The organism is Methanosarcina thermophila TM-1, from assembly GCF_000969885.1.
In the GTDB taxonomy this organism is placed as follows: Archaea; Halobacteriota; Methanosarcinia; order Methanosarcinales; family Methanosarcinaceae; genus Methanosarcina; species Methanosarcina thermophila.
In genome coordinates this window covers 2,186,949-2,212,044 of sequence record NZ_CP009501.1, presented here as the reverse complement: position 1 = coordinate 2,212,044, position 25,096 = coordinate 2,186,949, and the positions used below count along the sequence as shown (strand labels likewise).

Genomic DNA, 25,096 nt, shown 5'->3' with positions numbered 1-25,096 from the left:
ACCGTTTGCAGAAAGTATAAAGAATAAGTGCAGAAGAAAAGTATATTTTAGAAAGCAGGCTTATACAGTTTAGAAAAAACTCAAATTATATTTGTAATGCTTTCTATTTTCTCGCAGGAAATTTTTTAGACCCCTTTATTTCCACTGGAACGCAACTTCATAAACTTTTATTTTGCTAAAATATGGGTTGAAGGAGTAAATCAGGAATAAAGCGAAGAAGGGGAATGATCAAAGTATAATCACTCTGCTCCGGTTCCCGACACTCAACTCGATTTCCTCGTTCAGACCATATTTTGCATATGCGTTAATAATCTGTATCTCGGAATCAATATCAAGATCCTCGATAACATATGCCTGCTCTCCCCAGAGAGTTATCCTTATGCTACCGGTTTCGTCTTCAAGTTGCAGATTTGCAACCACACTTTCGGTTCCATCTTCCCTCTCAAACTCCCGGAGTTCTCCAATTTCGGAAACTTTCCCCTGGACTGAGTAACTCTCCCCTGGGACAATATCAGCGATATCCGTAAACTTTTCTCTATACTCAATTTCCTTCTCACTTTTCTGGATTATCCCTCTGCTTCCAAGATTCAGCTCCACCTGCTGGTTGAAAGCATTTTCCCGAGAATAGGCATGGAGTACTTCTATTGTCTCGTCAAAATCAATCTCATCCAGAAAGTCGGTTTTTTCATCCCAGAGAGTCAGCCTGATTTTTCCTGTGGAATCCCCAATAAGGAGATTTCCGACTCTTCCGGTGGACCCATCTCTTTTCTCAAAGGTGCGAATTTCCCCAATGTCCAGTACCCTCCCACAAACATTGACATCATTCATATCAGCACTGATATCTGCAATCGGGGTAAATTTCTCCTTATACTCAATTTCCTTTTCACTTTTCCGGATTATACTTCGGCTTCCTACCTGAAGCTCAACTTTCTGACTAAATGCATTTTCCCGGGCGTAAGCATTGATAAGCTCCACAGTATCTCCATATTCTATCTGGTTCAGAAACTCGGTTTTCTCATCCCATAATGTCACTCTGATTGTGCCTGTTGCATCCCCAAGGAGCAGACTTCCAACCTTTCCAGTGCTGCCGTCTTTTCTCTGGAAAGTCCTTATTTCTGAGACTTCCAGAACTTTACCTATCAAATTCAGGTCTCCCATGCCATCCTTTACATCCTTAATCTTCTGGCTGCTTGCAACCACATCGATTTCTTCTTCACTCTCGGTTATGACTCCATTATTTCCTACATTGACTTCCACTCCGGAGTATCCTTGCTTTGCATAGCCGCTGATCTGGAGGGTTTGCCCTACTTTGATTTTTCCAACCTTGATGAGATCTGCCATACTGTCCCAGAGAGTAAGCTTTATTTTTCCGGTCTCATCTCCGACAATTAAATTTCCCACCCTTCCTATCGTCCCATCATTCCGGGTAAATTCCTTGGCATCAAAAACCGATAATACTCTTGCAATAAAGTTAACCGGTCCGCTGTCAGCTTTAATGTCCTTAATCTTTACATTTTCCCGACTTACATCTGAAAATCCTAGTTCATTGGCAACCAGCATGGCAGCCATAGGTTCATCACAAAGCCCGCCCATGCTTTCCATCTTTCTCTGGACACGCTGCAGAAAATCTTCTTTACTGATGACATGGCTGAGCTTTTTATATATTGATTCAACATCTGTCATATTATCCCCTTAAAGTACAATTCTTATTTTCCGTGTTTTTTATTTGTTTAAGTTCCGGCGGCATTAATGTGCTGGTAAGGTTGCTGCTAGTGAGGCTATTGCTTTGGATCAAGCTCCGGCATTAAGGCATACAATCTAAAAATTGTTTATAAATGTTTATGATACCAGTTGATTAGAAAATTTAATATTACTATAAAAATTAAGAATGTTTCAATTAAGTTTCACGCACATTTCAGGCATTTCCATAAATATTCCATAATTATTCCATAAATATTCAATAAATGTTCCAGATACATTCTGATATGTTCCGGATATATTCAGATATTTCAGACAAGATATATTCCGGGTATTTCAAATATATTCCAGATATATTCAGACGTATTTCAGACAAGTATATTCAGACATATTTCAGACAAATATATTTAGACATGTTCCAGATTTCAGACATATTTCATACAAGATTTCAAAGTAGCGTATCTCAAAATTTATATCTTTTATGAATCTACAACAAGAAAGGTTATAGCCAGACAAATGTTGTAGCCAGATATTTGTAGAACTTTCTTATTATTTTTGTTTTGTGTTTCCACTGCTTTAAACTTTAATAAACTTTAATCTGCTAAATTTAATCTGTTAAATCTTATGTTTTAAGTCCTATTGTCTAAGTTATATTTTATGTTTTTTTGTCCTGGCTGTAGTAACCACTTGCAGGCAATTTAGAAGATTTTGCCCCTATAAGGCTTTTGTATATAGACTTTACTATGTTTGAAGCCAGGTTCATAAATCATCTCAGTGAGACTGTTGACCCAATTCTCAACCTAGCTTCGAAAGTTTCAATCTATATGCCATCAGGCTTTAAGTAGCGTTGAGTGCGGTGTTCAGTAAAAATACCTTCGTTCAAAAATACCTTAAATCTCGCTATGATATACATGCCGTTTTACTAAAAACTGCCGCGTGCCCGACGAAAGTACTTTCTAACAAAAAACGGAAACAATATTAATAGACTGCACCCATGCTTTTCTGGTGTTGATTGCTTGATACAGGTAAATAGGATTCAGTTCCTCTCAAATACAGCAAATGTGCTTTCCTTATTCTTCATTCCTATATTTGCAACATCCTTTGGAGCTTCTTATTTTGAGGTAGGTCTCATAGTGAGTATTTACTCAGCTGCGATCTTGCTTTCCTCCTTTATCTTTGGCAGGCTTGGAGACTTCCATAATCTACGCATAATTCTCCTCGGAGGTCTTGGATTTTCATCTGTAGCTTTTTTCCTTCAGATTTTTGCCAATGACCCGGGTTCTCTCATGCTTTCAAGAGCTTTTACAGGTTTTACTGTAGGAATTTGCCCTGGGGCATTGATCGCGTATGTGTACTACCAGAAAGAGAGCCTGGGAAGATTTATTTCCCTAGGTTCTCTGGGATGGATGGCTGGCTTCCTGTTAGCAGGTCTTATAGGAGAAAAAATGAGTATACTCTTCCTGCTTTCTGCCACTTTTTACCTATTATGTTTTTTACAGGCTCTAAAGTTGGAAAACGTTATAAAACCCAGGCTTGGCGCTCCATACTTTTCTTTGAATACTCTGTTGAAGAATTCAGGAATCTATTTTCCTCTTTTCCTCCGCCATACCGGGGCCCTAGGAGTCTGGGCATTTTATCCTCTGTATCTTAAGCAGCTAGGAGCAAGTGCTTTCTGGATAGGATTTATCTACGCTATTAACCCCGCAGTCCAGTTTTTAATTATGCGCAGGCTGGATTCCTTTGAAAACAGAAAACTGATTTATGCAGGGTACCTCATTTCAGCTATTGGCTTTGTAAGTTATGCATTAGCCCCGTCTTATCTTTATATTATACCCAGTATGTTTCTCGTTGCCTGTGCCTGGTCTTTTTTGTATGTGGGCTCCACCCGCCAGGTTGTCGAACTGAATCCAGATAAAGCAACAGCAGCGGGTTTTATCAATTCAATGATTGGCGCTGCAGGAGTTGCAGGCGCTTTCCTGGGGGGAATTTCTTCCCAGCTTCTCGGTTTTAGGGAAACAGCATTAGGAGCTGCTTTTCTGGCTATTTCAGGTTTATTATTCTATAAAGTATTTGGAGACAATTTTAACACCAAGAATGATTGAGAGACTGAAAACTTTAACATTGCAGCTTTGTCAAAACGGGACATTAAAACAAAACCTTATTTATAGTAAAGTTTCATTATGTACGTGATATCATGATTAGGAAATGCACTGAGCACGGCTATTTTAGAGGAGGCAGCTGTCTGCAGTGTAAACGCCCTGGCAGATACCTGCTGGACGACAGTAAGGAAGAAAAGCTTGGCAGGTTTGTATCAGGCACTCTCCGGCATTTCCCAGCATCTGCAGGGGTTGAAATGGACATGTTCGGCTGGGTTAATATCAATGATTTCTATGATGTTATGAGAAAACGGTACAACTGGATGAAAAAGGAATACCTTTATGCCCTTGTAGAATCCGATGAAAAAGGAAGGTATGAAATTCGTAATTCTAAAATCAGGGCACGTTATGGGCATTCTGTCAATATTGACCTGGACTATAAGGAAAGCGATTATCCATACCTATATTATGGGGCAAGCCCTGAGGAAGTCGATGTTCTGCTTGAGAATGGGATTTTTCCAGTAAAACAGAGATACGTCCACCTCAGCACCTCATATGAGAAGGCATTAGAAGTAGCCCTTATTCATACTGAAAACCCTATCATCCTTCAAATAGATGCATTTAAAGCCCAGGAAGATGGGATTTCTCTCAAAATTGCAACTGACGACATCGTACTTACGGAAAAGATACCTCCTGAATATCTTTATGTCATTGAAGATTGACCTTAAAAATTTCCAGCAAATTTCGATTTGTACTTTTACTTTCTATTCTTTTTCTCTTTTCCACAAGTTTTTTTCTCTTTCCCTCTCTTTTTTCTTCTCTTTCTTTTTCTGCAGTCTCCTGTATCTGTCCTTTCTCTACTTTCTCTAATATCTCAATCCACGGATACTTCAAAAACGCCTTCTTTTTCCTCTATCTTGAATTTAACATCAAGGAATTGTTCAGTAATCCAGATATTTGTAGCAGTATGAAGAGAAAGTTCCCTTACTGTGTAAGAACTATCTCCTGCAAGAGCCATGTACGGTATTAGCTGGTCTGCCAGGTGTGTATCCACAGAAGCGCCTGCTCTAAGTTCAGAAATAATTTCATCTGCGGCGCGTTTGCCTACTTTTTCAGCGGGCAGCCCTCTTTCCCCTAGTGCACTCCCACCTATATAACCTGTCCAGAGAGTTATTCCGCTTCCAGTCGAAAAGGCTTCAAAAGATTGAGTCTCGATCTGTGAGGAATATCCGGCTTCTTTTAATCTTGCGGTGGCAGCTTCAGCCTGACGTAAAGGTACATGGGCAGGAAGATTCGAAGCGTGAGAAATCCCCTTTATCTCTTCCTTTTCTTTTAAAAAATGAAATCCTTTAAGCCTGCAAGGTTTAAATGAAGCGGAAATTTTCCCTCCTCCTTTAGGATAGTAACCGTGTTCCTTCAGGGTTACGCTACCTGAATAGCCAAGCTTTCCCAGAGCTTTGAGGGTCACATGTTGTAAGTAGTGTACTGTCGGAGACCATGCCACGTCTGTCCCTCCTTTTATCGTTAACTCAACCTCTTCTTTCGCAAATGGCAGAGCTGGCATGATGCACTGGAGCAGCAGGGTTATGCTTCCTGCTGTCCCAATATCAATATTATACTTACCCCCCTTTATTTCCACTGGAGCAAAAGAAAGCTCAGTAGAGCCCAGGAAAAGTCCCGAAACTCGGGCTTCGCAAATTTTCGCTGCAGTTTCAAGGGCTTTTAAATGCTGTTGTTTTAATCCAGAGCTTGGTCTATTTTTCCTGATATTTGTAATCCTGATCTCTTTGCCTGTAACTGCAGAAAGAGCAACAGCGGTTCTGACTAGCTGCCCTCCCCCTTCACCGTAAGAACCATCGATTTCTAACATTTCCTTCCCCCCATCCCTGTTCTGATTCGATCTTACTTTATCCTGCTGCCATCTTTTTCTTTTTTTCTTCTTCCTTTATACTTCGGATTGCAGCTTTCACAGCCGGTTTGAGAGGATCTACAAGCATAGATAACGGTGGTACGTAGCATGTTTCCAGATCAAGGAGGTCTCTTATCGTTGCTTTCTTTCTGATTGCAAGAGAAAGTGCATCGATTCTTTCCTTTATCCCTTCTCCTCCTACAAGTTGAGCACCCACCAGAATCTCATCTTTGAACAGGAGTTTAATATACAGATCTTTCCTGCCCGGGTAATAGGAAGCTCTTGTACGTCCTCGGGAAAATCCTGTGACTACCTTTATTCCATGGCTTTCGGCTTCTTTTGAAGTGATACCAACTGCACCAAATTGCAAATCTCCTGCCACGGCTACCCAAGGGTCTGCAAGCGGTCTGAGAACGGCATGCTTTCCTGTGATATTGTTGGCGATTATGTCGGCCATATGTCGGGCTGTTGTACCCAATTGACTTAACCTGGGTTCCCCTGTTATAAGGTCTGTTACTTCCACACACTCCCCACCTGCATATACATAGGGAAGAAATTCTTCTCCTACCTTAACCTGGAGCCTTTCATTTACAATTATCCCTCCGGATTTTCCGATTTTTATTCCTGCATCCATAGCAATGGATGTCTCAGGCCTAACTCCGCTTGTAAAAAGTACAAGATCTGCAGGGAGCTTCCTATCCTCAAGGAACAGGATTTTTTCTTTCCAGAAATTTTCAGGAAAAGTCACAGTTGCTCCGGTGATAACCTCAATCCCAATATTCTCCAGATGTTCCCGTATAATTACAGAGATATCAGGATCAAGCTGCTTGGAAACCAAGTTTTTGCTTCTGCTTATGAGGAAAGGTTTTATTCCTCTTTTTGCAAGCGCGACTGCACACTCTATTCCTAGTGTTCCTGCGCCTATTATACAAACTCTATTAGCAGTTTCAAGGGCTCTTTCAAAAAGTATACCATCCTTGAGGCTTCTCAGGGTAAAGACTCCATAGGGGAGAATATTTGCGCTGCTTATTCGAGGTACAAAGGGCAGGCTGCCTGTAGCAATTACAAGTTTGTCAAAAGGATAAACTCCTTTCCCTGTCCGAACAATCTTTGGATCCAGGTCTATTGAGCTTGCACACTCATTTAGCCTGACATCTATTCTGTTTTTCTGGAAGAAATCCAGGGGCTTTACTATCAGCTTCTCAAAATTCTCAATTTCCCTGCCCAGAACAAAAGGGATTCCACAATGACTATAAGCAGTATGAGAATCTCTTGAAAGTACAATAATATCAAAATCACTCTGCCTTCGAACTTTGGTGGCAACTGCCATGCCGCAGGCTCCGCCCCCTATAATAACTACCCTTAATGGATCTCCTTTTTCAGGATTCTGCGCGAATACTGCTTCCTGAGGTCTTCCCTTAGCTCCGGTCGCCTTCTGAATATCAACATCTACAGCACTTTGTGTGGCAAGACGGCTTCCCATACTCTTAGTAGTTGTGCCTCACGCCTATTATAAGTTTTTAAGTGTCCTGGAAGTCTACAAGCTATCTAATACAGAATCTATCAAAGTTTTTAACCAGATTTTTTAAAATAAATCAGATTTTTTTAAAATAAATTAATCTCAAAATCTGAGATTTTATGTGGAAATGATACAGGTTTCCTCTGATACCGTTGAAAAAATACAAAAAAATATTCATACGATTCGTAGGGGTCTGAACGAGCGAGTTTGGGAGTGGGGGGGTTAGTACATAAAAAAGTTTAGACGTCTCGCCCGTTCAAATTTTTACAACTCCTTCGTTTTATATATACCTTTCTAAATTTTTCCAGTATATTATTTTTTTTATTTTTTTAAATCTCTTTTGGAGTTGTTTTAGAATATTCTTCTAAAGTTGTTTAAAATAACCTGCTTTCAGAAATATCAGGCACAAGAGAACGATCTGGAGTTAGCAATATTTTTAAATAACCGCAAAGTTCTTAAAGCCTGCGAGCATTAAATAAATGAAATTAAAATATGTGACATACAGAAACCTCATTTGCCGAACCTTCTTTAAAGGTGGGCGAGAGTGTTCTGTCAGGTCATATCATTGATTAACAACTTCATCACTCATCATTGCTAAATTCGTAAAGATAATCCAGTGTAATTAATCCATATGCAGAATATTAAAAACTTCAGATTACTGCATATCATCCAGGGCTAAAACACCACTCAGTATAAAACTTGAATCCATACATCATCACCCATAAAGTAAAAGTCAAAAAGTGCTCTCAATAAACCTGATATGAATTTCACTTACCGCTTACCAATTATCACAGTGCAGCCTCTAATTTACGGGATAGGGTATCTTGCATGTTGTGGCTGCTCATGCCCGATTACCCGCGTTTCAGGGGCATTTCTTGGAAACTTGAGTTATCAGGCTCATTGAAAGGTGAACATTCTTTTTGACTACAGGCTCTGAGATTGTCTCAGAGTCATAATAAAAACTTATGTTAGGGCAAAGGCTTTCGAGCAAATGCTGAAAGCCTCAGGACAATGCAGATATTATTGGCTTACCCGACTTAAATGTCAGATCACTCTTTCAGGGAGAGCCTTAAGCCAGGCTAACACAACCTGGAGCCTTATGAGGTTTCCATAAGTAAGAGCTTTCATTAGACCGCGTAATTCTGGCGTTCCACCGCCGGATCAAGTCTCCTAGCATAAGTATAATGGGAATTCCAGGCAGATTCGGAAATTTCTTTCCGGTAATAGTAATAATGCCATTTATTCTTAAATCTGCCTCTTAGAGGGTGTTTTATACCTGGTTTGGTACAGGATCTGGTTTTTTATTATTTTTGCACTGCAGACTTTACGAGTTTTAGGAGCATAGAAAAATAGTTTATATTTCCGGGAAACTCGATGGCTTGTATCCAGAAAACCAACCAGTCATAAAAGTCAGAAATAAATTCCTAGTGAATATAGTTTAAGAAAATTATCATGATAAATCATTTACAATAACTCGGAGAATTCACATGCAAAATACAGATACTACAAAGTACATCATCCATTCTAAAATTAGCGCTGATGGGGTAATCGAACGTCCTGATATCGTAGGCGCGATTTTCGGACAAACTGAGGGGCTTCTTGGGGCTGATCTTGATCTACGTGACCTGCAAAAAACTGGTAGGATTGGTAGGATTGAGGTGATGGTTACAGCTAAAGGGGGAAAAACAAAAGGAAATATCTTTGTTCCCTCAAGCCTTGATAAGGTTGAAACCTCAATTCTTGCTGCGTCTCTTGAGACGATTGACAGAGTAGGACCGTGCAGCGCCAAAATTGAGGTTTTTCAGATAGAAGACGTAAGGGCTGTGAAGCGAAAGAAGATTATTGAAAGGGCAAAGTTCATTTTCACCAAAATGTTCGATGAGACTGTGCCCGAATCTCAGGAACTAGCAGATGAAGTTCGACAATCCGTGAGAATTGACGAACTTACTTACTATGGCAAATCCAGGATTCCCTGCGGACCGAACGTGCTTAATTCAGATGCAATTATTATTGTCGAAGGGAGAGCTGATATTCTGAACCTCCTCCGTTATGGTATCAAGAATACCATCTGTGTAGGAGGAACAAACATCCCCCCTGAGGTTGCAGAGCTTACTAAAAAGAAAACAGTTACGGCTTTCACGGACGGGGATCGTGGAGGCGAACTAATAATACGTGAGCTCCTTCAGGTTGCAGACATTGACTATGTTGCCCGCGCCCCAGATGGAAAATGTGTAGAAGACCTTGTCCAGAAAGAAATTATAAGGGCTCTTCGCCGGAAAGTTCCTGTTGAACAGATCATTGAGAAGTACGGAATCCAGGAAAGGAAAGGCGAAGATAGTGTCTGCAGAGTTGAGAGAAGCCCCAAGAGAAAAATAAGGGCACCTGAAATTGCCCTCAGGACTGCTGAGAAGAAATTGCACAAGCGTATTAAGGTTCACAGGCTCGCTCCAAAGCCGGATCTTACCAGAGAGGAAATCTCTGAAGAAGAGAAGAGAGAAGCAGAGCCTGAAAAAACTTTTGAAAAGGTCCCTGAGGAGGTTGCTGAGAAAGTCTCCGAAATCTCTCCAGTGACTGCAGAGAAAGTTAAATCAAGACCTGTGGTCGCAAAACCCCAGATCTCGGCGAGGGCAGTTACTGCTGCCAGCAAAGTTTCCACAGAAGAACCTTCTGAGAAAGTTACGACGGCTGTCAAAGTCCCTGGAGGCGAGGCAGTCAGGGTATCACCTGCCCCGGCAAAAATAGTTCCCATCTCTCCCGAAGCTGCCAGATTCAGGCCTCATGTCGAAGCTTTGAAAGGGACTCTAACGGCCAGAATTCTTGACCCTCAGGACAATGTAATAGAGGAAATTGCTGTTCGAGATCTTGCCAGCAGGCTAAAAGTCTATAAAGACAATATTCAGAGTGTTGTTTTTGACGGTGTAATTACCCAGAGGCTAGTTGATATTGCTTCGAGTAACGCAATTAAGAACCTTATAGGTGTAAAGATAGGGAACATAGCCAAGGTTCCTGCTGACATGGAAGTTTTAACCGCAAGCATGCTTTGAGAGACCTTTTTCTTCTCTCAATTTACCTCTTTTTACCTTCCCAATTTTCCTTCTTTTATTTTCTTAAGTTTTCTAAATCGATACCTGCATTTATTTTTCTCTTGCAGAGTTAGTTTTTTAAGGACTGTAGGCTTTATATGTAGCACTTATGTATTGGGGGGGCAAGCCCACCACGATTTGTCATTATTTCACATCACGGTGCTAAACTTCACACTTTCTACCATAATTCTTCATTATTTATCATATACATTATATGGAAAACTTTATTATCTAAAACTAGGAAAAACGCTTCCTCGGATAATTCTTTTATTCGATTTAAAGATAATATTAAATTGATCTTGTAAAATTGTAGGTCTGTTCGCTATGCATAAGGAAGAGCTCATACAACTGCACACATACATGGCACAAATGAAGAGGTATTTCGAAAGGCGCGGAGTAACGCACGAATTCGATGATTACAAGGCTTTATCCATAAGCCCTGTGCACATTCATCGGAGTAAGGCGGATCACAAGCGAGCGATTTTTATTTTAGGAAGCGAGCTTGCGAATCTTATGTCCCGGGATGACCCTATCTTAGAGGAAACACCAACTCTGATGAGGGAATCGCTAAATTCCGTCATCAAGCTCATGGGTAATAACTGATAGGGCTTCTGAAGGTGACAAATAATTCGTCGTCTGAAAGTACAGGTTCCAGATATTTTTGTTTTGAGATCAGGAGACGGTAAGGGTGAAGATGCATTTTCATCACCAAACCGTCTTCTCCATCTAAGTAATATTTTTTTTCGGTCCAGCAGGGCACGAATCCTATAGATCGGTATAACTTTTGTGCTTCTTTATTACTGTTTCTTACTTCGAGCCTTGCATATCGAAGCCCATTTGCAACAAAGATATCACAGATGGCATGGATCAGACTTGTGCCTATTCCCCTTCTTCGATACTTTTCTCTGACACCGACCGAAAAGATGTGCCCCTCATTTTCTGCGGAACGGTAACCTACCACATACCCCACGACTTTTCCGTCCAGTTCCGCAACAAGAAAACCATCCCCCACCGTTTCATAAAAACTCATATATAAGAGGGAGTTGTGCTCCGAAAAGGCTTCGCTTTCAATCTCAACTACTTCCTGAAAGTCCTCAGGTGCAAAACGCCTTATCATAATAACTAATATATCTCTGCCATATTATTATTTCTTCTAAAAGGAAAAATTGCTTTTGGAGTCCGGCAGTCCAGATTTCTCAAAACATGTTTTAGCTGGCTTATTTAGAAACAATGTGCAATCTCAGAGTTTCTTGACATGCCTGACGTCAACTGCAACTCCTCTACTGGATTTTACCATTTCCTCTCCGCTCATTACAGCCCGCCCTACACAGAGCGCTTTCTTTCCAATCACAATTACCTCATCATTGGGCCGTATTCCTGGGTCAGCCTGATTAACACCTGGAGCAAGAATTGAACCGCGTGGGAGAAAATCATCAATTTTTACCAGGTACTTCTCACTTTCCAGCATTAGTTCAGCTCCCTCGAGGGAAAGAGCAAGCATTCCGTATTGCGGAACCAGGGTTGCAAGTTGTTTTTTCCCGGCAAAGAGCTGATATTTGGGGAATCGACCTTTGACTGCAAGCTTTCCAGCTTCTTCAGAAAAAAGAAGTGAGGCATTTTCTCTGAATTGATATTCTGCAATTGCTCGCAGGAAATTCTTTTTCTCCTCTTCCGCATTCAGGCTTTTTTTGCTGAAGCTCTCGGCTGTGCAGATAGACTCAACAGTATTTTTAAGGTTTGAAAGCGACTCTCCAGACACAGAATTTCCAGCGACAGTGTAGATCATCTCAATACCGAGTTTGTCTGCTACACGCTCACAGATCTCCCTGTATGCACCTTCTACATGGGCAATTACGGCTTTATATCTGTTTTTTGAAAGATAAGCTTCAAGGCATCCGGAAACCCAGGCTTTTTCTTCCTCGTCCCAGTGCCCTGTAACTGCAGTGTCATAGTGAGCCGCAGGATATGTCAGTTCCAGTTCTCTGGGTACTATTCCAAGAGGCGAGGTCAAGATCACTTCATGAACAAACTTTCGGTATTTACCAAGCGCCAGAATAAATTTTTGATGGGATTGTGATGTTGAATATGGCTTTCTGGCTGAGCATGGAAAAAGCACGAGAATCTCAAGTTCCGGAGGTGTGTACCTTTCCTGTACTCGCCGTGCAAATCTTACCACCTCAACCCGGGATAGAGCTTCGGAAGTATCAGCAAGAAGCTGGTTTTGCCTGAAAACAGGAGTTTTTTCCTCAAGGTAGGAGTATTCGAAATCTGCAAGTCTTAACAGGGCTGTGAGCCAGGGTTTTACCCTGCACTGTCCTTCGATATATTCCCTCAAGTTCCCGGCTCTGATTCTCTCCCGAACAAGAGAAAGCTCGGCTTCAAGGGCATCCCTGTTGTGTGCTGAAAGGAACTTTGCTCTCTCGATCTTCGGGAGCTTCCTGAGCTCTGCGGGCGTACTTGAAGCACACATCCTGCACCTGCAGGGAAACTCTGTCAGGGATTCCAGATGAAAGCTGCCTGTAACTGTCAGGTAGATGTCAGAATAGGCTGCAATTTCCGCTCTCGTATCATCCATAACATCAATTCCGAGATAGACCAGCATAGCTATATTTTCAGGAAGTGCGAGATTCGGGGCGTAAAGGGCGGTGTCAGGAGGAATATGGTTTTTAAGCTCTATTACGGTTTCAAGAAATCTCCGTGCATTGTTTTCCAGGGTACCTGCCCCTTCCATCACATACAGGTCAGTTTTTTCAGGTATTCCTCCCACTCTCAGGAGGGAACCTGTCGGTCCCTCAATGTTTTCACCACTTGTAGCAGTAAATTTTTCGACTTTTCCCAGGCATTCGGCTGGAATGGCAGGCGGATAAGCTTGATGCGGCAAGATTATAAGAGTCCCGTTTCCTGCTTTTTTCCGGATTTGCTTTACGCGTATATCAAGCTCTTCATCAGATTTTACAGCCCAGAAACTCCCTGCATCAACGACAGGACCAGGGCTTTCAAGCTTTCCCAGTTCTGTCGTACTCAAAATACAGGGGGTACGAAGCTCGGGAGACAACATGAGTTTTCCGATCCTTGCTGCTCCATCTCTCTGTTCTACCTCAAAGTACTGTGTCATGTTTGTCCTCTTATCTCTATCAGGATGTAAAGGTTTATCCTGCACTTTTCCTGAGAGTTTCTTTTTACTGCTAATGTTTCCTAAGTTGAGCGATGCTCAGCTTTACGTTTTATCCCTTAATAGCCGCTCAGGAGGAAGAAGGATGGTATATTTATATATTATTAATCTTGATTATCTGCTGCAGCTCATCTTTTAACTATCTGTCAACTATCTGTCTACAATAGGGACAGAAATTCTACTTTTTCACATTTGAATTCCAATTTGAGGTCTAAAATGGATATAACTGCAGAACTTCGAAAGATTGTTGGCGGGCGGCTATCAGTCTCGCCTTCGGAACTTTACTGTTATTCTTCTGACGCATCCCAGGTAAAGGGGATGCCTGACTACGTGGTACGCCCGAAAAGTACGGATGAGGTAAGCCGGATTGTCAGGCTTGCTTATGAAAATGATATCCCTGTGACTGCGAGGGGAGCCGGCACTGGGCTTGCAGGCGGGGCAGTTCCTGTCGCAGGGGGCATTGTACTCGATATGTCGGGCATGAACAAGATTCTTGAAGTGGATATTGATAATCTCCTTGTTGTAGTGGAGCCCGGAATTATTCAGGATTCTTTAAATGACGCGCTAAAGCCATATGGTTTCTTTTTCCCTCCTAATCCTGGCAGTTCAGCCATGTGCACTATCGGGGGTATGATAGCTTACAATGCAAGCGGGATGCGCTGCGTTAAATACGGCACTACCAGAAACTATGTCCGCGACCTTGAAGTGGTGCTTGCGGATGGGACAGTTATTCACACCGGTTCAAAAATGCTGAAGTCTGCGGCAGGATATGACCTGACCCAGCTTATCATAGGTTCGGAAGGTACCCTGGGCATTATCACGAAAGCCAGCCTGAAGATTGCTCCTCTCCCGAAAACCCGAAAACTTGTTATTGCCTCCTTTGAAAATGCGGAAATTGCAGGACAGGCGGTTGTAAAAACCTTCTCAAACGGGGTAATTCCTTCAGCCTGTGAGATCCTTGACAGAATTTCCCTGCAAGTGCTAAAACGTTACGATCCGAACCTTGTACTTCCTTCGGAAGGAGATGTGATACTTTTTGAGGTTGATGGAATGGAAAGTTCGGCGCGTGAAGCTGCAGAGCAGATAATGAAAGTTTGTGCTCCTCTGGCGCTTTCCATAAGGCTTGCAGAGAGTGAAAAGGAAATGGAAGATATCTGGGCAGCCAGAAAACTCGTAGGAGCTGCAGTCTCTCGTCTGGATCCGACCAAGACCCGTATTTATGTCGGAGAAGATGTAGGAGTTCCTATAAAGCAAATTCCAGAACTACTAAAGCGAGTACAGGAAATTTCCGAGAGATTCAACCTGCCTGCTATGAAGTATGGGCATATAGGAGATGGAAACCTGCATCTTGCCCTATTCATTGATGTTCTGAATAAAGATGAATGGGATCGTCTGAACAAAGCTGCAGATCTGGTACACAGGACCGCGATTGAGCTTGGAGGCACGGTCAGCTCTGAGCATGGGGTAGGTGCGGCAAGGGCGGAATATATGGAAACCCAGTGGGGCCCTGCCCTTGAGGTAATGCGTGCAATCAAAAAGGCCTTTGACCCTAAAGGTATACTGAATCCGGGGAAGCTGGGGTTGTAAAAACCATGAACGGGGTTGTAAAAATCATGAAAAACGAAGGGAAAAAAGTAATTGAGCAGGCAAGAAATCAGGATAAGACTGAGATAGCCGGGAAAGAGAGCGGAAAGCTTTCCTTTGAAGTTGACCCTAGGTCGGTTTACAAATGTGTACAGTGTGGAACCTGCCGCTCGGTTTGCCCGGTATTTGGCGTGGTAGGATGGGAATCAGCAAATACACGCGGCAGAATGCTCATTATTAAAAGCTTACTCGAAGGCAGGGCACCTTCAGAAGATGTCCTCCAAAGCCTTGCTTCATGCACAACCTGCGGAATCTGCGCTTCCAGGTGCCCTGCAGGAGCAAATCCACCTGAGGTTGTAGAAGCTGCCCGGGCTCAACTTGTAAAATGTGGTATCAAAACCGAGTCACAGGAAAAGCTGAAGTCGGCAGTTCTGACATATGGAAACTCTTTCGGGGAAACAAAAGACCGTAAACACTGGCTTTCCGAAACAGAACTTTCAAGGATTCCTGAAAAATCAGACTACATCTATTTCGTGGGCTGTTTTGATTCCTATCGCTATCCGGAGTTTGCCAAAAAGACATTTGGAGTCCTGCAGCGTTTCGGAGTTACTCTCCTGCCTGATGAGCAGTGCTGTGCTTCTCCTCTCCTGCGTACAGGATTTAAAGAAGATGCAGAGAAGGTCATGCAGCGCAACCTTGAACAGATCAGGAAAATGGGAGCGCACACGATTATTACAAGTTGCGCTGGCTGTTATACAACTCTCAAAAACAATTACCCTGAAGAATTCAGAGTTATCAGCCTCCCTGAATTCCTTGCCGAACACCTGGAAGAACTTAATTTAAAGAAACTGGATTTCACTGTCACTTATCACGACCCCTGCCACCTGGGCAGGCACAATGAGATTTATGATGCTCCAAGGAAAGTCATCGAGGCAATCTCAACTCTCAAAGAGATGAAAAACATTAAAGAAAACGCACGCTGCTGTGGCGGCGGAGGTGGGGTAAGAATAGGATATCCTGATATCTCACTCGAGCTTGCGAAAAACAGGCTTCAGGATGTGCCAGAAGGTGTGGATTACATTGTTACCTCTTGTCCTCTCTGTGTAAGGAATCTCAGAGACGCAGGCGGAAATATTGAGGTCATTGACCTTGTAGAACTCGTGGCAATGTCAATGGAATAATCTGGCTATTTCTGAGTCTGGATATTTTAAGTTTAACTGCCTGCCTCTGAGTAATTCTACCAAGAGCCGGTTTGATCGGCTCAATCCTCTCTTTTTTTGTTCCTTAACAATTAATCCTATCCTCTATGGTAGGTAGATACTATCTAGTCTCTATTAACGACGTATAACATCATATTTTTATTTCAGGAAAACGACCTTTCTTTACTGGATTTTGCGGCTGGATATGAGCTTTAGAGATGGGTTAGGTGAAAAGATAATGGGCTGTAAACCTATAAAATTTCATAATGTTTCTCCTGAAACATTCAATTGCATGAAGAGAAAACTTCAGAATGCTGGCATCCATGTTCCGCCAGGAAATAGAGGAGAACTATCTGGCAAAGGGATTACTGCAGATTTTGAGTGGGACGGGCAGTCTAATCTTACGATTACAATCACAGAAAAACCTTTCATCGTTAGCTGTGAAGTCGCAGCCATGAAAATAAAGCAATTTGTGAGACAATGTCACGGTTCTTGAAAACATCTGGACCAGTATGGGATTTAGTATGACCGGACGAAAGATTGATACTGAAGGCTGCCAGGGGGTTAGATTCAAAAACGTGACTCCTGAAGTCTTTTCCTGCATGAAGAAAAAGCTTCAGGATTATGGGATCGAAGTCCAATCCGGGAATTCCGGAATGCTTGAAGGAAATGGAATTGTTGCCCACTTTAGCTGGGATGGTGAGGCAAACTTGGTAATTGAGATCAAGGAAAGATCTCTTAATACTTACTGCGGGCAGGTAAGTGGGAAATTGAAGGCTTTCTGGCGTGAGTGCCAGGGACTTTAATAGTGCTACGTGCAAGGATGTCGTGTTTGATTCATAACCTCTCAGGTAAAGACCGTTAACCGACTCATTCTAATTTGTATGCGAAGAGCTTTTATCTTTTTCTCCTTTCTTTTCTTCTAATCAGGCATTTTTGGGCATTTCCGACAAGGTCAAGTCTTCCTGCTTTTTCCAGAGCTTCATATGCAAGTTCGTAGTTTGCAGGATTCCTGTAATGCATAAGAGCTCTCTGCATGGCTTTTTCTTTCTTGTTTCTTGCAACATATACTTTTTTGCCTGTGAACGGGTCAAGGCCTGTATAATACATGCAGGTGGATACAGTCATAGGTGTTGGGGTGAAATCCTGTACCTGTTCGGTATAGCCCCCATGTTCCTTCACATACTCTGCCATCTCTACCATATCTTCAAGGGTGCACCCCGGATGCCCTGACATCAGGTAATTTACAATGTACTGTTCTTTGCCGCACTTTCGGTTAAGAGCTTCAAATTTTTTGATGAACTTTTCATAAACTTCTCTTCCGGGTTTGCACATTGTATTCGTGACCTGCCTTGAGAAATGTTCAGGTGCAATTCGCAATTGTCCGCTAATATGGTAAGCGCAAAGTTCTTCGAGATACTCTTCGTCCTTAAGAGCCAAGTCATAGCGCACTCCATAACCTGTAAAGACCTGCTTGATCCCTGGAAGCTCGCGCAGGCGGCGTAAGAGTTCGATCAGCTTTTTGTGGCTGGTATCAAGTGCAGGGCAAATGCGAGGATAAAGGCATGACTTATCCAAGCAGGCTCCTTTTTTCTCCCAGGTTCTGCACTTCATTCCGTACATGTTTGCACTTGGGCCACCGACTCCGTTTATGATACCCTTGAAATCCGGTCTCTCTATAAGTCTTTTAGCTTCACGCAGAACAGACTCGATGCTGCGGCTTGCAATCATGCGACCCTGATGTTCTGTAATTGCACAGAAAGCGCAGCCTCCGAAACAACCCCTGTGTGTTGTCAGGGAGAATTTTATCATTTCCAGGGCAGGAATTGGCTCGGTATAGGAAGGGTGGGCTTCGCCAGTAAAAGGCAGTTCATATACATGATCCATTTCAGCTTCTGTCAGAAGGCGCATTGGTTTGTTCTGTACAATTACAGTTTTCGGGTGAAGCTGGATAACTCCCTTTCCGGTAACAGGGTTCTGTTCCTCGAAATACATGCGAAAAGCCTTTGCAAAAGCTGCTTTATCCTGAGAAACCTCTGAAAAGGAAGGGATTTCGATATATTCCTTTAAAAATTCGGCTTCATCCTCTGTAATTTTCCAGTTTTTTTGTTCAGCTTTTTCCTGTTCCGGTTTATCCGATCTTTTAACTGGATTTTCCACTCTTTCTTTTTTCTCTGGATTTTCAGTACTTTCCTTGTTTCCTAACGCCTGGATTCTTTCTTTTAGCTCTTTCCAGGCTTTAACTTCCATCTTCCAGACTGTGCCTGGAATATCTTTGATATTTTTGATATCTTCGCCGGCTTGCAGTCTTTTTGCAATTTCCACAATCTGGAGTTCTCCCATACCGTAGACTATAAGGTCAGCAGGTGCGTCAGCCAGAATGGATTGCCTGACTTTATCGGAAAGGTAATCGTAATGGGCGAAACGGCGTAAAGAAGCCTCAATTCCACCCAGCACTATAGGCACATCATGGAAGGCTTCTTTTATCCTGTTCGAGTAGATAATCACTGCCCGGTTCGGGCGAAGCCCTGCTTTGCCTCCTGGGGAATAAGCATCCTTTTTTCTGGGTTTCAGGCCTGGGGTCAGGTTGCTTACCATGGAGTCAGTATTTCCTGCACTCACAGAGAAGAAGAGCCTGGGCTTTCCAAGCCTTTTAAAGTCCTCAGGGCTGTCCCAGCGAGGTTGGGCAATTATTCCTACCCTGAAACCAGCGTCTTCAAGGACTCTTCCTATTATTGCCGTGCCGAAACTTGAGTGGTCTACATAAGCATCCCCGGTAACCAGAATAATGTCAAGTTCTTTCCAGCTGCGAGCTTTAACTTCCTCCAGGCTCATTGGAAGGAACTTCGATACAGGTATAAGGGAAGAAACAGGTTTTTCTTTCCTTCTTCTCTTTCCCTGTTTAGCTTCGGATCTTTTTTCCGATTTTTCCCCTGCTTCTTTAGGAGATTTTACTCCTGATGATTTTTCTCCTGCTTCTATCGAGGGGTTTGCTTCTATTTTTTTTCCTTCGGCTTTTCCAGATTTCATCCTGGGTTTTGTGCCTGATTTAGTTTTTTCTTTTACTTTCTCTTCCATTTCAGTCTTTTTTGGAGTAAAAATACCTGTTTTCCTGCCAGGTTTTTCTTTGTTTAGTTTCTCCGAGCTCAAATTCTTATTTCTCTTTGAAACTGCTATATCTATAGCCATAATTTGCTTTAAGGCTCCTTATTTTCTTTTATTTCCACTTAAATAGTGTCTGGAAGCTTTATAGTCCCTACCGCTTCACACTCTGACTATCCTTATGACTCGTTTTTATGGACTGCTTTACTCTCCCATCATCATTTTTAACATTCTGTATGAAGCCATAATCTGGCTGTTTCCATCCCTGTCTGTAGGAGCTCCGTGTCCAGGGTACAGCGTTTTTACATCCAATTTTGTAAGTTTTTCTATAGAACTAACCATTTTTTCGGGTTCTGAGCCTTCGAAATCCATTCTTCCAAAACTCCCGCCTGGAAACACCGTATCTCCAGAAAATAGACTTTTTGAGATTGGTTCATAGAGGCAGATACTTCCTCTTGAATGTCCTGGCGTATGGATAACTTCCAGGTATTCCCCATTGCCTATGTCAATTTTATCTCCTTCTTCATATGCAACAGTGGGCTTAACCGTAGGGGCCTTCTCCCCAAAGAGTACCGACACGCTGAGATATTCGTCATTTACACATTCAAGGTCAGCTTTATGTATTCCGACTTTCGCGCCGCTCTTTTCTACAATTACTGCCGCTGCTGCGGCATGATCATAATGACAGTGAGTCAGGATTATGAGTTCCAGGTCTGTCAGCTTTATATACTTCTCCAGTTGTTTGATAATAAGGTCGCTGTTCATTCCCGCATCGATCAGGACTTTTCCATTTACCAGATATACGCTGGAATCGTAGGCTGTGGGGCAAATGTACCGGACTTCCATAGTTTTTCCTCTATTCTTCTTTTATTCTTGTATTCCTCTTTTATTTCTCTATTCCTCTTTTATTCCTCTATTCCTCTTTTTTCCTTGCTTTTTTCTTATTTTTTCCTTACTTTTTTCCTTGAGGCTTTTCTTGCTCTTTTCCCTGAACTCTTTATGTTATTCTCAGGTTCACTTCTGGCTTTTTAAGGTCTCAGATTTTAAATATTAAAAGCCCTGCGTGCATTTCTGGTAGTCGATTTCGCGACCTCTGCCGGATCTATACCTTTAATCTGCGCTACAACAGGGACAGAGTCTACTATGAAGGCAGGCTCGTTTCTGCCTTTGTGGGAAGAAAGAAAAGGGCTGTCAGTCTCCAGAAGCAGATTTTCCAGTGGCACGGCTTTTGCAAGATCCTGGTGATGTTTAGAAAAGCATACAATTGTTGCCAGAGAAATGTAGTAACCCATATCCACGATTTCCTGCATGGTCTCAACAGAGCCGCTGTAGCAGTGATAGATAACCGTATCTATATCTTTGACAAGCTTCAATACTTCAGCTTCAGCCATCCGGGCATGCACTACAAGAGGTTTGTCCAGATCTTTTGCAAGTGCGACCACTTTTTTGAATGCTGCAGTCTGCCTCTCCCGCTCATCATTTGTTTTGCAGTCTTGAAAATCCAGGCCTGCCTCCCCAATGCCAACTGCTTTTCCTGCATTGGCTGTAATCTGGGCGAGGATAGCATCTATTTCTTTATCCGTACCTCCCCTGCCAATATCGGGACTTAACCCGAGTGTGGCATGAATATCTGCGTTTTTCTCCGCAAGCTCAAGACTCATACGGTTGCCCTTCAAGGAAATTCCGGAATTGATCATTCCGACAACTCCTGCTTGTCTGGCTCGGAGAATAGTCTCTTCCCTATCGCGATTGAATTTGGGAAAATCAAGGTGACAGTGAGAATCAATAATTGGATAAGGCATGGGTTTGTATTCCATCTCATTTTATTTTACTTTTATACATGGCTTATGGAATACAAACCCGAAAAACGAACATACAGTCCTTATCCTATTGTTTTAGCTTTTTTTTCTTTCTTATACAGTAGATTCATGGCATTTACAAGGGCTTCTACAGAAGCCATTACTATGTCCGGATTTGCAGATCGTGCAGTCACAATTCTGCCTTTTTCATTTTCAAGTCCTATATATACATCTGCAAGCGCATCTGCTCCGCCTGTAATTGCGTCGATCCTGAATTCCTGAAGTTTGAAATGATTATTTTCTCCCAGGATGTCCCTTACAGCATTGAGAGCGGCATCTACAGGACCAACCCCTGTTTTTGCTGAGATGATTTCCTTGCCTTCAATGTCTGCCTTGACTACTGCAGTAGGAGTCAGAATGTTTCCGGTCATTACGGAGACTTCTTTAAGCTTAATTAGTTCCTCTTCCGAACTTGCTTTCCCCAGCACGGCAGAAGCAACTGCATTGAGATCCGCATCTGTAATTTGTTTCCCTTTATTTGCAATTTCTTTAATTCGGGATACAATCTCATCGAGCTGCTTGTCGTTGGTTATTATGCCTGCGGATTCGAGAGATTGTTTGACTGCGTGTTTGCCTGTGTGTTTTCCAAGCACTATACGCCGTTTGTGACCTACCATCTCAGGTGTCATTATTCCGGGTTCGAAAGTATCGGATTTTTCAAGAACTCCCTGGCTGTGAATTCCTGATTCATGGGAAAAGGCATTCTGCCCTACAACAGGTGTATTCGGAGGAAGCCTGACTCCCGTATAGTTTTCAACCAATTTCGAGGTCTCTACAAGGTATTCAGTCCGAATATTTGTTTTTGCTCCGTATATTGCGATCAGGCTCATCACTGTCTGGGAAAGATCAGCATTTCCTGCCCTTTCTCCTATACCGTTTACTGTAACCTGAACCTGAGATGCACCTGCTTCGACTGCCATGAGGCTATTTGCTACGGCAAGCCCAAAATCGTTATGGCAATGCACATCGATGGGGATTCTTATCTCGGCTGCGATGTCTTTTATCTGCCTGTACATTGCGGATGGTACCATAACGCCAACCGTGTCAGGCACATTAATTATATCACAGCCTGCCTCTTGCACAGCTTTGAAAACCTCTATGAGATACTCGGGCTCGGTTCTTGTAGCATCCATTGCAGAGAACATGCATTTTCTCCCATTGTCTTTGATGTACTGTACAGCTTCCACAGCCATTTGAATTACTTCTTCCTGGCTCTTTTTTATGGTATATTTTCGCTGTACTTCAGACGTAGGGACGAAAGTATGCACAAGTCCTACATCGCTGTCAAAACAGGCATCGATATCTTTTTTCAACACACGGGCAAGTCCGCAGACCTCAGCGTCCAGCCCGGCATTAGAAATCGATTTTACGGATTCTTTATCTCCCTCTGATGAGATAGGAAATCCGGCTTCTATTATGTCTACCCCGAGTTTATCAAGTTGATAAGCAATTTCCAGTTTCTGAGCAGAAGTTAGAGATACCCCAGGGGTTTGTTCTCCGTCGCGCAGTGTTGTGTCAAAAATAGTTATCGTTTTATCCCGTATGGGTTCGATGTAAAAATCGATCCCTTCTTTCAGTTCTTACATTCATGGTAATCATCTATTTGATTGTAGATTTCTGGTATATAAAACCCACGAGAGTTTTTTGAAGTTTGATTTAAGTTTATTTTTGAGTTGTTGATAGAAAATTATTTATACTAGATACACCTTTCTAGGGTTGCTTCTCAGGGCGTCACAAGACGACCAAGGGAACTAAAAACGAAAATTGAAAAACGAAATTTGAAGGCGCCAGAAAAACGAAATTTAAAAAACGAGATCTAAAAAACGGTAACAAAAGGCGCCTGAGGCGTTGTTCTATAACAACGGTTTGCAAAAACGGATAAAGTTAAGGATTCAAAAGGATTACTCTTTTGAAATCTTTTAACTACTCTCAATTTCCATCTTTCAAATTTGTTTAAACCCCTTCGCGGGAAAAGATTTATATACAAGGAATGCCTTGTATATGTTCCGCACACAGATCAAATGTGCTGAAGGAAATAATCCAAATCTTCATATATAAGAAATAATTGTGTATTATTCCCATAACTAAAAAAGCAATATGGAATGATGCAAAGCTTTATATACAAGAAATGTCTTGTATATGATCCTGCGCAAGATGATTGCGTGGGTTAAATCACATATCTCTTTCATCTTTTAATGGAGTCAGGAGTTTTTTCCTGTCTGACGAGGATTTTGTCGGTTCGGTTAATTCTGGGCGGTGAGAGTTTATCATAAACAAATACAGATCATCGCGGAACTGGAATAACTGAATTGATAGTTGTTAGTGCAGTTTCTGCGACCAAGCCCTTTAATTTTCAGTGTGCGACACACAATTCTGGTTGATCCTGCCAGAGGTTACTGCTATCGGTGTTCGCCTAAGCCATGCGAGTCATATGTTCTTCGTGAACATGGCGTACTGCTCAGTAACACGTGGATAACCTGCCCTTGGGACCGGGATAACCCCGGGAAACTGGGGATAATACCGGATAACGCATATCTGCTGGAATGCTTTATGCGTAAAATGGATTTGTCTGCCCAAGGATGGGTCTGCGGCCTATCAGGTAGTAGTGGGTGTAATGTACCTACTAGCCTACGACGGGTACGGGTTGTGAGAGCAAGAGCCCGGAGATGGATTCTGAGACATGAATCCAGGCCCTACGGGGCGCAGCAGGCGCGAAAACTTTACAATGCGGGAAACCGTGATAAGGGGACACCGAGTGCCAGCATCATATGTTGGCTGTCCAGATGTGTAAAATACATCTGTTAGCAAGGGCCGGGCAAGACCGGTGCCAGCCGCCGCGGTAACACCGGCGGCCCGAGTGGTGATCGTGATTATTGGGTCTAAAGGGTCCGTAGCCGGTTTGGTCAGTCCTCCGGGAAATCTGACGGCTCAACCGTTAGGCTTTCGGTGGATACTGCCAGACTTGGAACCGGGAGAGGTAAGAGGTACTACAGGGGTAGGAGTGAAATCTTGTAATCCCTGTGAGACCACCTGTGGCGAAGGCGTCTTACCAGAACGGGTTCGACGGTGAGGGACGAAAGCTGGGGGCACGAACCGGATTAGATACCCGGGTAGTCCCAGCCGTAAACGATGCTCGCTAGGTGTCAGGCATGGCGCGACCGTGTCTGGTGCCGCAGGGAAGCCGTGAAGCGAGCCACCTGGGAAGTACGGCCGCAAGGCTGAAACTTAAAGGAATTGGCGGGGGAGCACAACAACGGGTGGAGCCTGCGGTTTAATTGGACTCAACGCCGGACAACTCACCGGGGACGACAGCAATATGTAGGCCAGGCTAAAGACCTTGCCTGAATCGCTGAGAGGAGGTGCATGGCCGTCGCCAGTTCGTACTGTGAAGCATCCTGTTAAGTCAGGCAACGAGCGAGACCCGTGCCCACTGTTACCAGCATGTCCTCCGGGACGATGGGTACTCTGTGGGGACCGCCGATGTTAAATCGGAGGAAGGTGCGGGCTACGGTAGGTCAGTATGCCCCGAATTTCCCGGGCTACACGCGGGCTACAATGAATGGGACAATGGGTCCCTACCCCGAGAGGGGTTGGTAATCTCCCAAACCCATCCGTAGTTCGGATCGAGGGCTGTAACTCGCCCTCGTGAAGCTGGAATCCGTAGTAATCGCGTTTCAATATAGCGCGGTGAATACGTCCCTGCTCCTTGCACACACCGCCCGTCAAACCACCCGAGTGAGGTATGGGTGAGGGCACGAACTTCGTGTCGTGTTCGAACCTGTGCTTTGCAAGGGGGGTTAAGTCGTAACAAGGTAGCCGTAGGGGAATCTGCGGCTGGATCACCTCCTAAGCAAAAAACTCACCACCCAGATGCC

General features: G+C 43.1%; 17 protein-coding genes and 1 rRNA gene. 9 read left to right on the top strand and 9 right to left on the bottom strand.

Annotation, left to right across the window (positions count from 1 at the left end):
- Positions 1 to 228 precede the first annotated feature (228 nt).
- Positions 229 to 1,683 carry an OB-fold nucleic acid binding domain-containing protein gene (locus tag MSTHT_RS09555; RefSeq protein WP_048167576.1) on the bottom strand — a complete coding sequence of 485 codons (1,455 nt, stop codon included), beginning with the start codon at positions 1,681 to 1,683 and terminating at the stop codon, positions 229 to 231.
- A 1,031-nt stretch (positions 1,684 to 2,714) separates the two neighbouring features.
- Here MSTHT_RS09555 and MSTHT_RS09550 point away from each other — a divergent pair.
- Both MSTHT_RS09550 and MSTHT_RS09545 read left to right on the top strand, forming a co-directional pair.
- Positions 2,715 to 3,800: an MFS transporter gene (locus tag MSTHT_RS09550; protein ID WP_048167575.1), complete on the top strand. Its 1,086-nt coding sequence runs from the start codon at positions 2,715 to 2,717 to the stop codon at positions 3,798 to 3,800.
- A 92-nt stretch (positions 3,801 to 3,892) separates the two neighbouring features.
- Positions 3,893 to 4,516, top strand: a complete 624-nt coding sequence (locus tag MSTHT_RS09545) for an RNA 2'-phosphotransferase (RefSeq protein WP_048167574.1) — start codon at positions 3,893 to 3,895, stop codon at positions 4,514 to 4,516.
- 152 nt (positions 4,517 to 4,668) lie between these two features.
- On the opposite strand, the gene rtcA is transcribed toward MSTHT_RS09545, so the two are convergent.
- Both rtcA and MSTHT_RS09530 read right to left on the bottom strand, forming a co-directional pair.
- Positions 4,669 to 5,664, bottom strand: a complete 996-nt coding sequence (gene rtcA, locus MSTHT_RS09535) for an RNA 3'-terminal phosphate cyclase (RefSeq protein ID WP_048167572.1) — start codon at positions 5,662 to 5,664, stop codon at positions 4,669 to 4,671.
- Positions 5,665 to 5,701: 37 nt separating this feature from the next.
- On the bottom strand, positions 5,702 to 7,186 hold the full coding sequence (locus MSTHT_RS09530; RefSeq protein WP_052721871.1) for an NAD(P)/FAD-dependent oxidoreductase: 1,485 nt from the start codon (positions 7,184 to 7,186) through the stop codon (positions 5,702 to 5,704).
- A 1,523-nt stretch (positions 7,187 to 8,709) separates the two neighbouring features.
- Here MSTHT_RS09530 and dnaG point away from each other — a divergent pair.
- Entirely contained in the window at positions 8,710 to 10,266 is a 1,557-nt protein-coding gene (dnaG, locus tag MSTHT_RS09525) for a DNA primase DnaG (protein WP_048167571.1), read from the top strand.
- A 363-nt stretch (positions 10,267 to 10,629) separates the two neighbouring features.
- Positions 10,630 to 10,908, top strand: a complete 279-nt coding sequence (locus MSTHT_RS09520) for a UPF0058 family protein (RefSeq protein ID WP_048167570.1) — start codon at positions 10,630 to 10,632, stop codon at positions 10,906 to 10,908.
- Here the strand turns inward: MSTHT_RS09520 and rimI are convergent.
- Positions 10,892 to 11,422, bottom strand: a complete 531-nt coding sequence (gene rimI / locus MSTHT_RS09515; RefSeq protein WP_048167569.1) for a ribosomal protein S18-alanine N-acetyltransferase — start codon at positions 11,420 to 11,422, stop codon at positions 10,892 to 10,894. The genes MSTHT_RS09520 and rimI overlap by 17 nt on opposite strands.
- Before the next feature lie 123 nt (positions 11,423 to 11,545).
- Entirely contained in the window at positions 11,546 to 13,420 is a 1,875-nt protein-coding gene (arcS, locus tag MSTHT_RS09510) for an archaeosine synthase subunit alpha (protein ID WP_048167568.1), read from the bottom strand.
- 273 nt (positions 13,421 to 13,693) lie between these two features.
- Between arcS and MSTHT_RS09505 the strand changes: the two genes are divergently transcribed.
- From MSTHT_RS09505 to MSTHT_RS09490, 4 genes are all read left to right on the top strand, one after another.
- Entirely contained in the window at positions 13,694 to 15,064 is a 1,371-nt protein-coding gene (locus MSTHT_RS09505) for an FAD-binding oxidoreductase (protein WP_048167567.1), read from the top strand.
- Between the two features lie 26 nt (positions 15,065 to 15,090).
- Entirely contained in the window at positions 15,091 to 16,242 is a 1,152-nt protein-coding gene (locus tag MSTHT_RS09500; RefSeq protein ID WP_048168514.1) for a (Fe-S)-binding protein, read from the top strand.
- 310 nt (positions 16,243 to 16,552) lie between these two features.
- Entirely contained in the window at positions 16,553 to 16,756 is a 204-nt protein-coding gene (locus tag MSTHT_RS09495) for a hypothetical protein (RefSeq protein WP_231588060.1), read from the top strand.
- Positions 16,757 to 16,784: 28 nt separating this feature from the next.
- Positions 16,785 to 17,066: a hypothetical protein gene (locus MSTHT_RS09490; protein ID WP_048167566.1), complete on the top strand. Its 282-nt coding sequence runs from the start codon at positions 16,785 to 16,787 to the stop codon at positions 17,064 to 17,066.
- A 91-nt stretch (positions 17,067 to 17,157) separates the two neighbouring features.
- Here MSTHT_RS09490 and MSTHT_RS09485 read toward each other — a convergent pair whose 3' ends face one another.
- The 4 genes from MSTHT_RS09485 to MSTHT_RS09470 all read right to left on the bottom strand — a co-directional run bounded on the left by MSTHT_RS09485 (position 17,158) and on the right by MSTHT_RS09470 (position 22,765).
- Positions 17,158 to 19,095: a YgiQ family radical SAM protein gene (locus tag MSTHT_RS09485; RefSeq protein WP_048168512.1), complete on the bottom strand. Its 1,938-nt coding sequence runs from the start codon at positions 19,093 to 19,095 to the stop codon at positions 17,158 to 17,160.
- A gap of 471 nt (positions 19,096 to 19,566) precedes the next feature.
- The gene (locus MSTHT_RS09480; RefSeq protein WP_048167565.1) at positions 19,567 to 20,208 is read right to left on the bottom strand and encodes an MBL fold metallo-hydrolase; all 642 of its coding nucleotides are present in this window, start codon (positions 20,206 to 20,208) and stop codon (positions 19,567 to 19,569) included.
- A gap of 197 nt (positions 20,209 to 20,405) precedes the next feature.
- On the bottom strand, positions 20,406 to 21,179 hold the full coding sequence (locus MSTHT_RS09475) for a TatD family hydrolase (RefSeq protein ID WP_048167564.1): 774 nt from the start codon (positions 21,177 to 21,179) through the stop codon (positions 20,406 to 20,408).
- 65 nt (positions 21,180 to 21,244) lie between these two features.
- A complete protein-coding gene (locus MSTHT_RS09470; protein WP_048167563.1) occupies positions 21,245 to 22,765 on the bottom strand; it encodes a 2-isopropylmalate synthase in 1,521 nt (506 codons plus the stop codon).
- Between the two features lie 826 nt (positions 22,766 to 23,591).
- Here MSTHT_RS09470 and MSTHT_RS09465 point away from each other — a divergent pair.
- Positions 23,592 to 25,069 (top strand): 16S ribosomal RNA (locus MSTHT_RS09465).
- Positions 25,070 to 25,096 lie beyond the last annotated feature (27 nt).

Excerpts from the sequence above, each read along its gene's own strand:
- MSTHT_RS09485 (WP_048168512.1), bottom strand. The coding sequence starts at position 19,095 with ATGAGCCTGGAGGAAGTTAAAGCTCGCAGCTGGAAAGAACTTGACATT.
- MSTHT_RS09500 (WP_048168514.1), top strand. The coding sequence starts at position 15,091 with ATGAAAAACGAAGGGAAAAAAGTAATTGAGCAGGCAAGAAATCAGGAT.
- MSTHT_RS09495 (WP_231588060.1), top strand. The coding sequence starts at position 16,553 with ATGAAGAGAAAACTTCAGAATGCTGGCATCCATGTTCCGCCAGGAAAT.
- MSTHT_RS09475 (WP_048167564.1), bottom strand. The coding sequence starts at position 21,179 with ATGGAATACAAACCCATGCCTTATCCAATTATTGATTCTCACTGTCAC.
- rtcA (WP_048167572.1), bottom strand. The coding sequence starts at position 5,664 with ATGTTAGAAATCGATGGTTCTTACGGTGAAGGGGGAGGGCAGCTAGTC.
- MSTHT_RS09555 (WP_048167576.1), bottom strand. The coding sequence starts at position 1,683 with ATGACAGATGTTGAATCAATATATAAAAAGCTCAGCCATGTCATCAGT.
- MSTHT_RS09490 (WP_048167566.1), top strand. The coding sequence starts at position 16,785 with ATGACCGGACGAAAGATTGATACTGAAGGCTGCCAGGGGGTTAGATTC.
- dnaG (WP_048167571.1), top strand. The coding sequence starts at position 8,710 with ATGCAAAATACAGATACTACAAAGTACATCATCCATTCTAAAATTAGC.
- MSTHT_RS09530 (WP_052721871.1), bottom strand. The coding sequence starts at position 7,186 with ATGGGAAGCCGTCTTGCCACACAAAGTGCTGTAGATGTTGATATTCAG.
- arcS (WP_048167568.1), bottom strand. The coding sequence starts at position 13,420 with ATGACACAGTACTTTGAGGTAGAACAGAGAGATGGAGCAGCAAGGATC.
- MSTHT_RS09520 (WP_048167570.1), top strand. The coding sequence starts at position 10,630 with ATGCATAAGGAAGAGCTCATACAACTGCACACATACATGGCACAAATG.
- MSTHT_RS09545 (WP_048167574.1), top strand. The coding sequence starts at position 3,893 with ATGATTAGGAAATGCACTGAGCACGGCTATTTTAGAGGAGGCAGCTGT.
- MSTHT_RS09480 (WP_048167565.1), bottom strand. The coding sequence starts at position 20,208 with ATGGAAGTCCGGTACATTTGCCCCACAGCCTACGATTCCAGCGTATAT.
- MSTHT_RS09505 (WP_048167567.1), top strand. The coding sequence starts at position 13,694 with ATGGATATAACTGCAGAACTTCGAAAGATTGTTGGCGGGCGGCTATCA.
- rimI (WP_048167569.1), bottom strand. The coding sequence starts at position 11,422 with ATGATAAGGCGTTTTGCACCTGAGGACTTTCAGGAAGTAGTTGAGATT.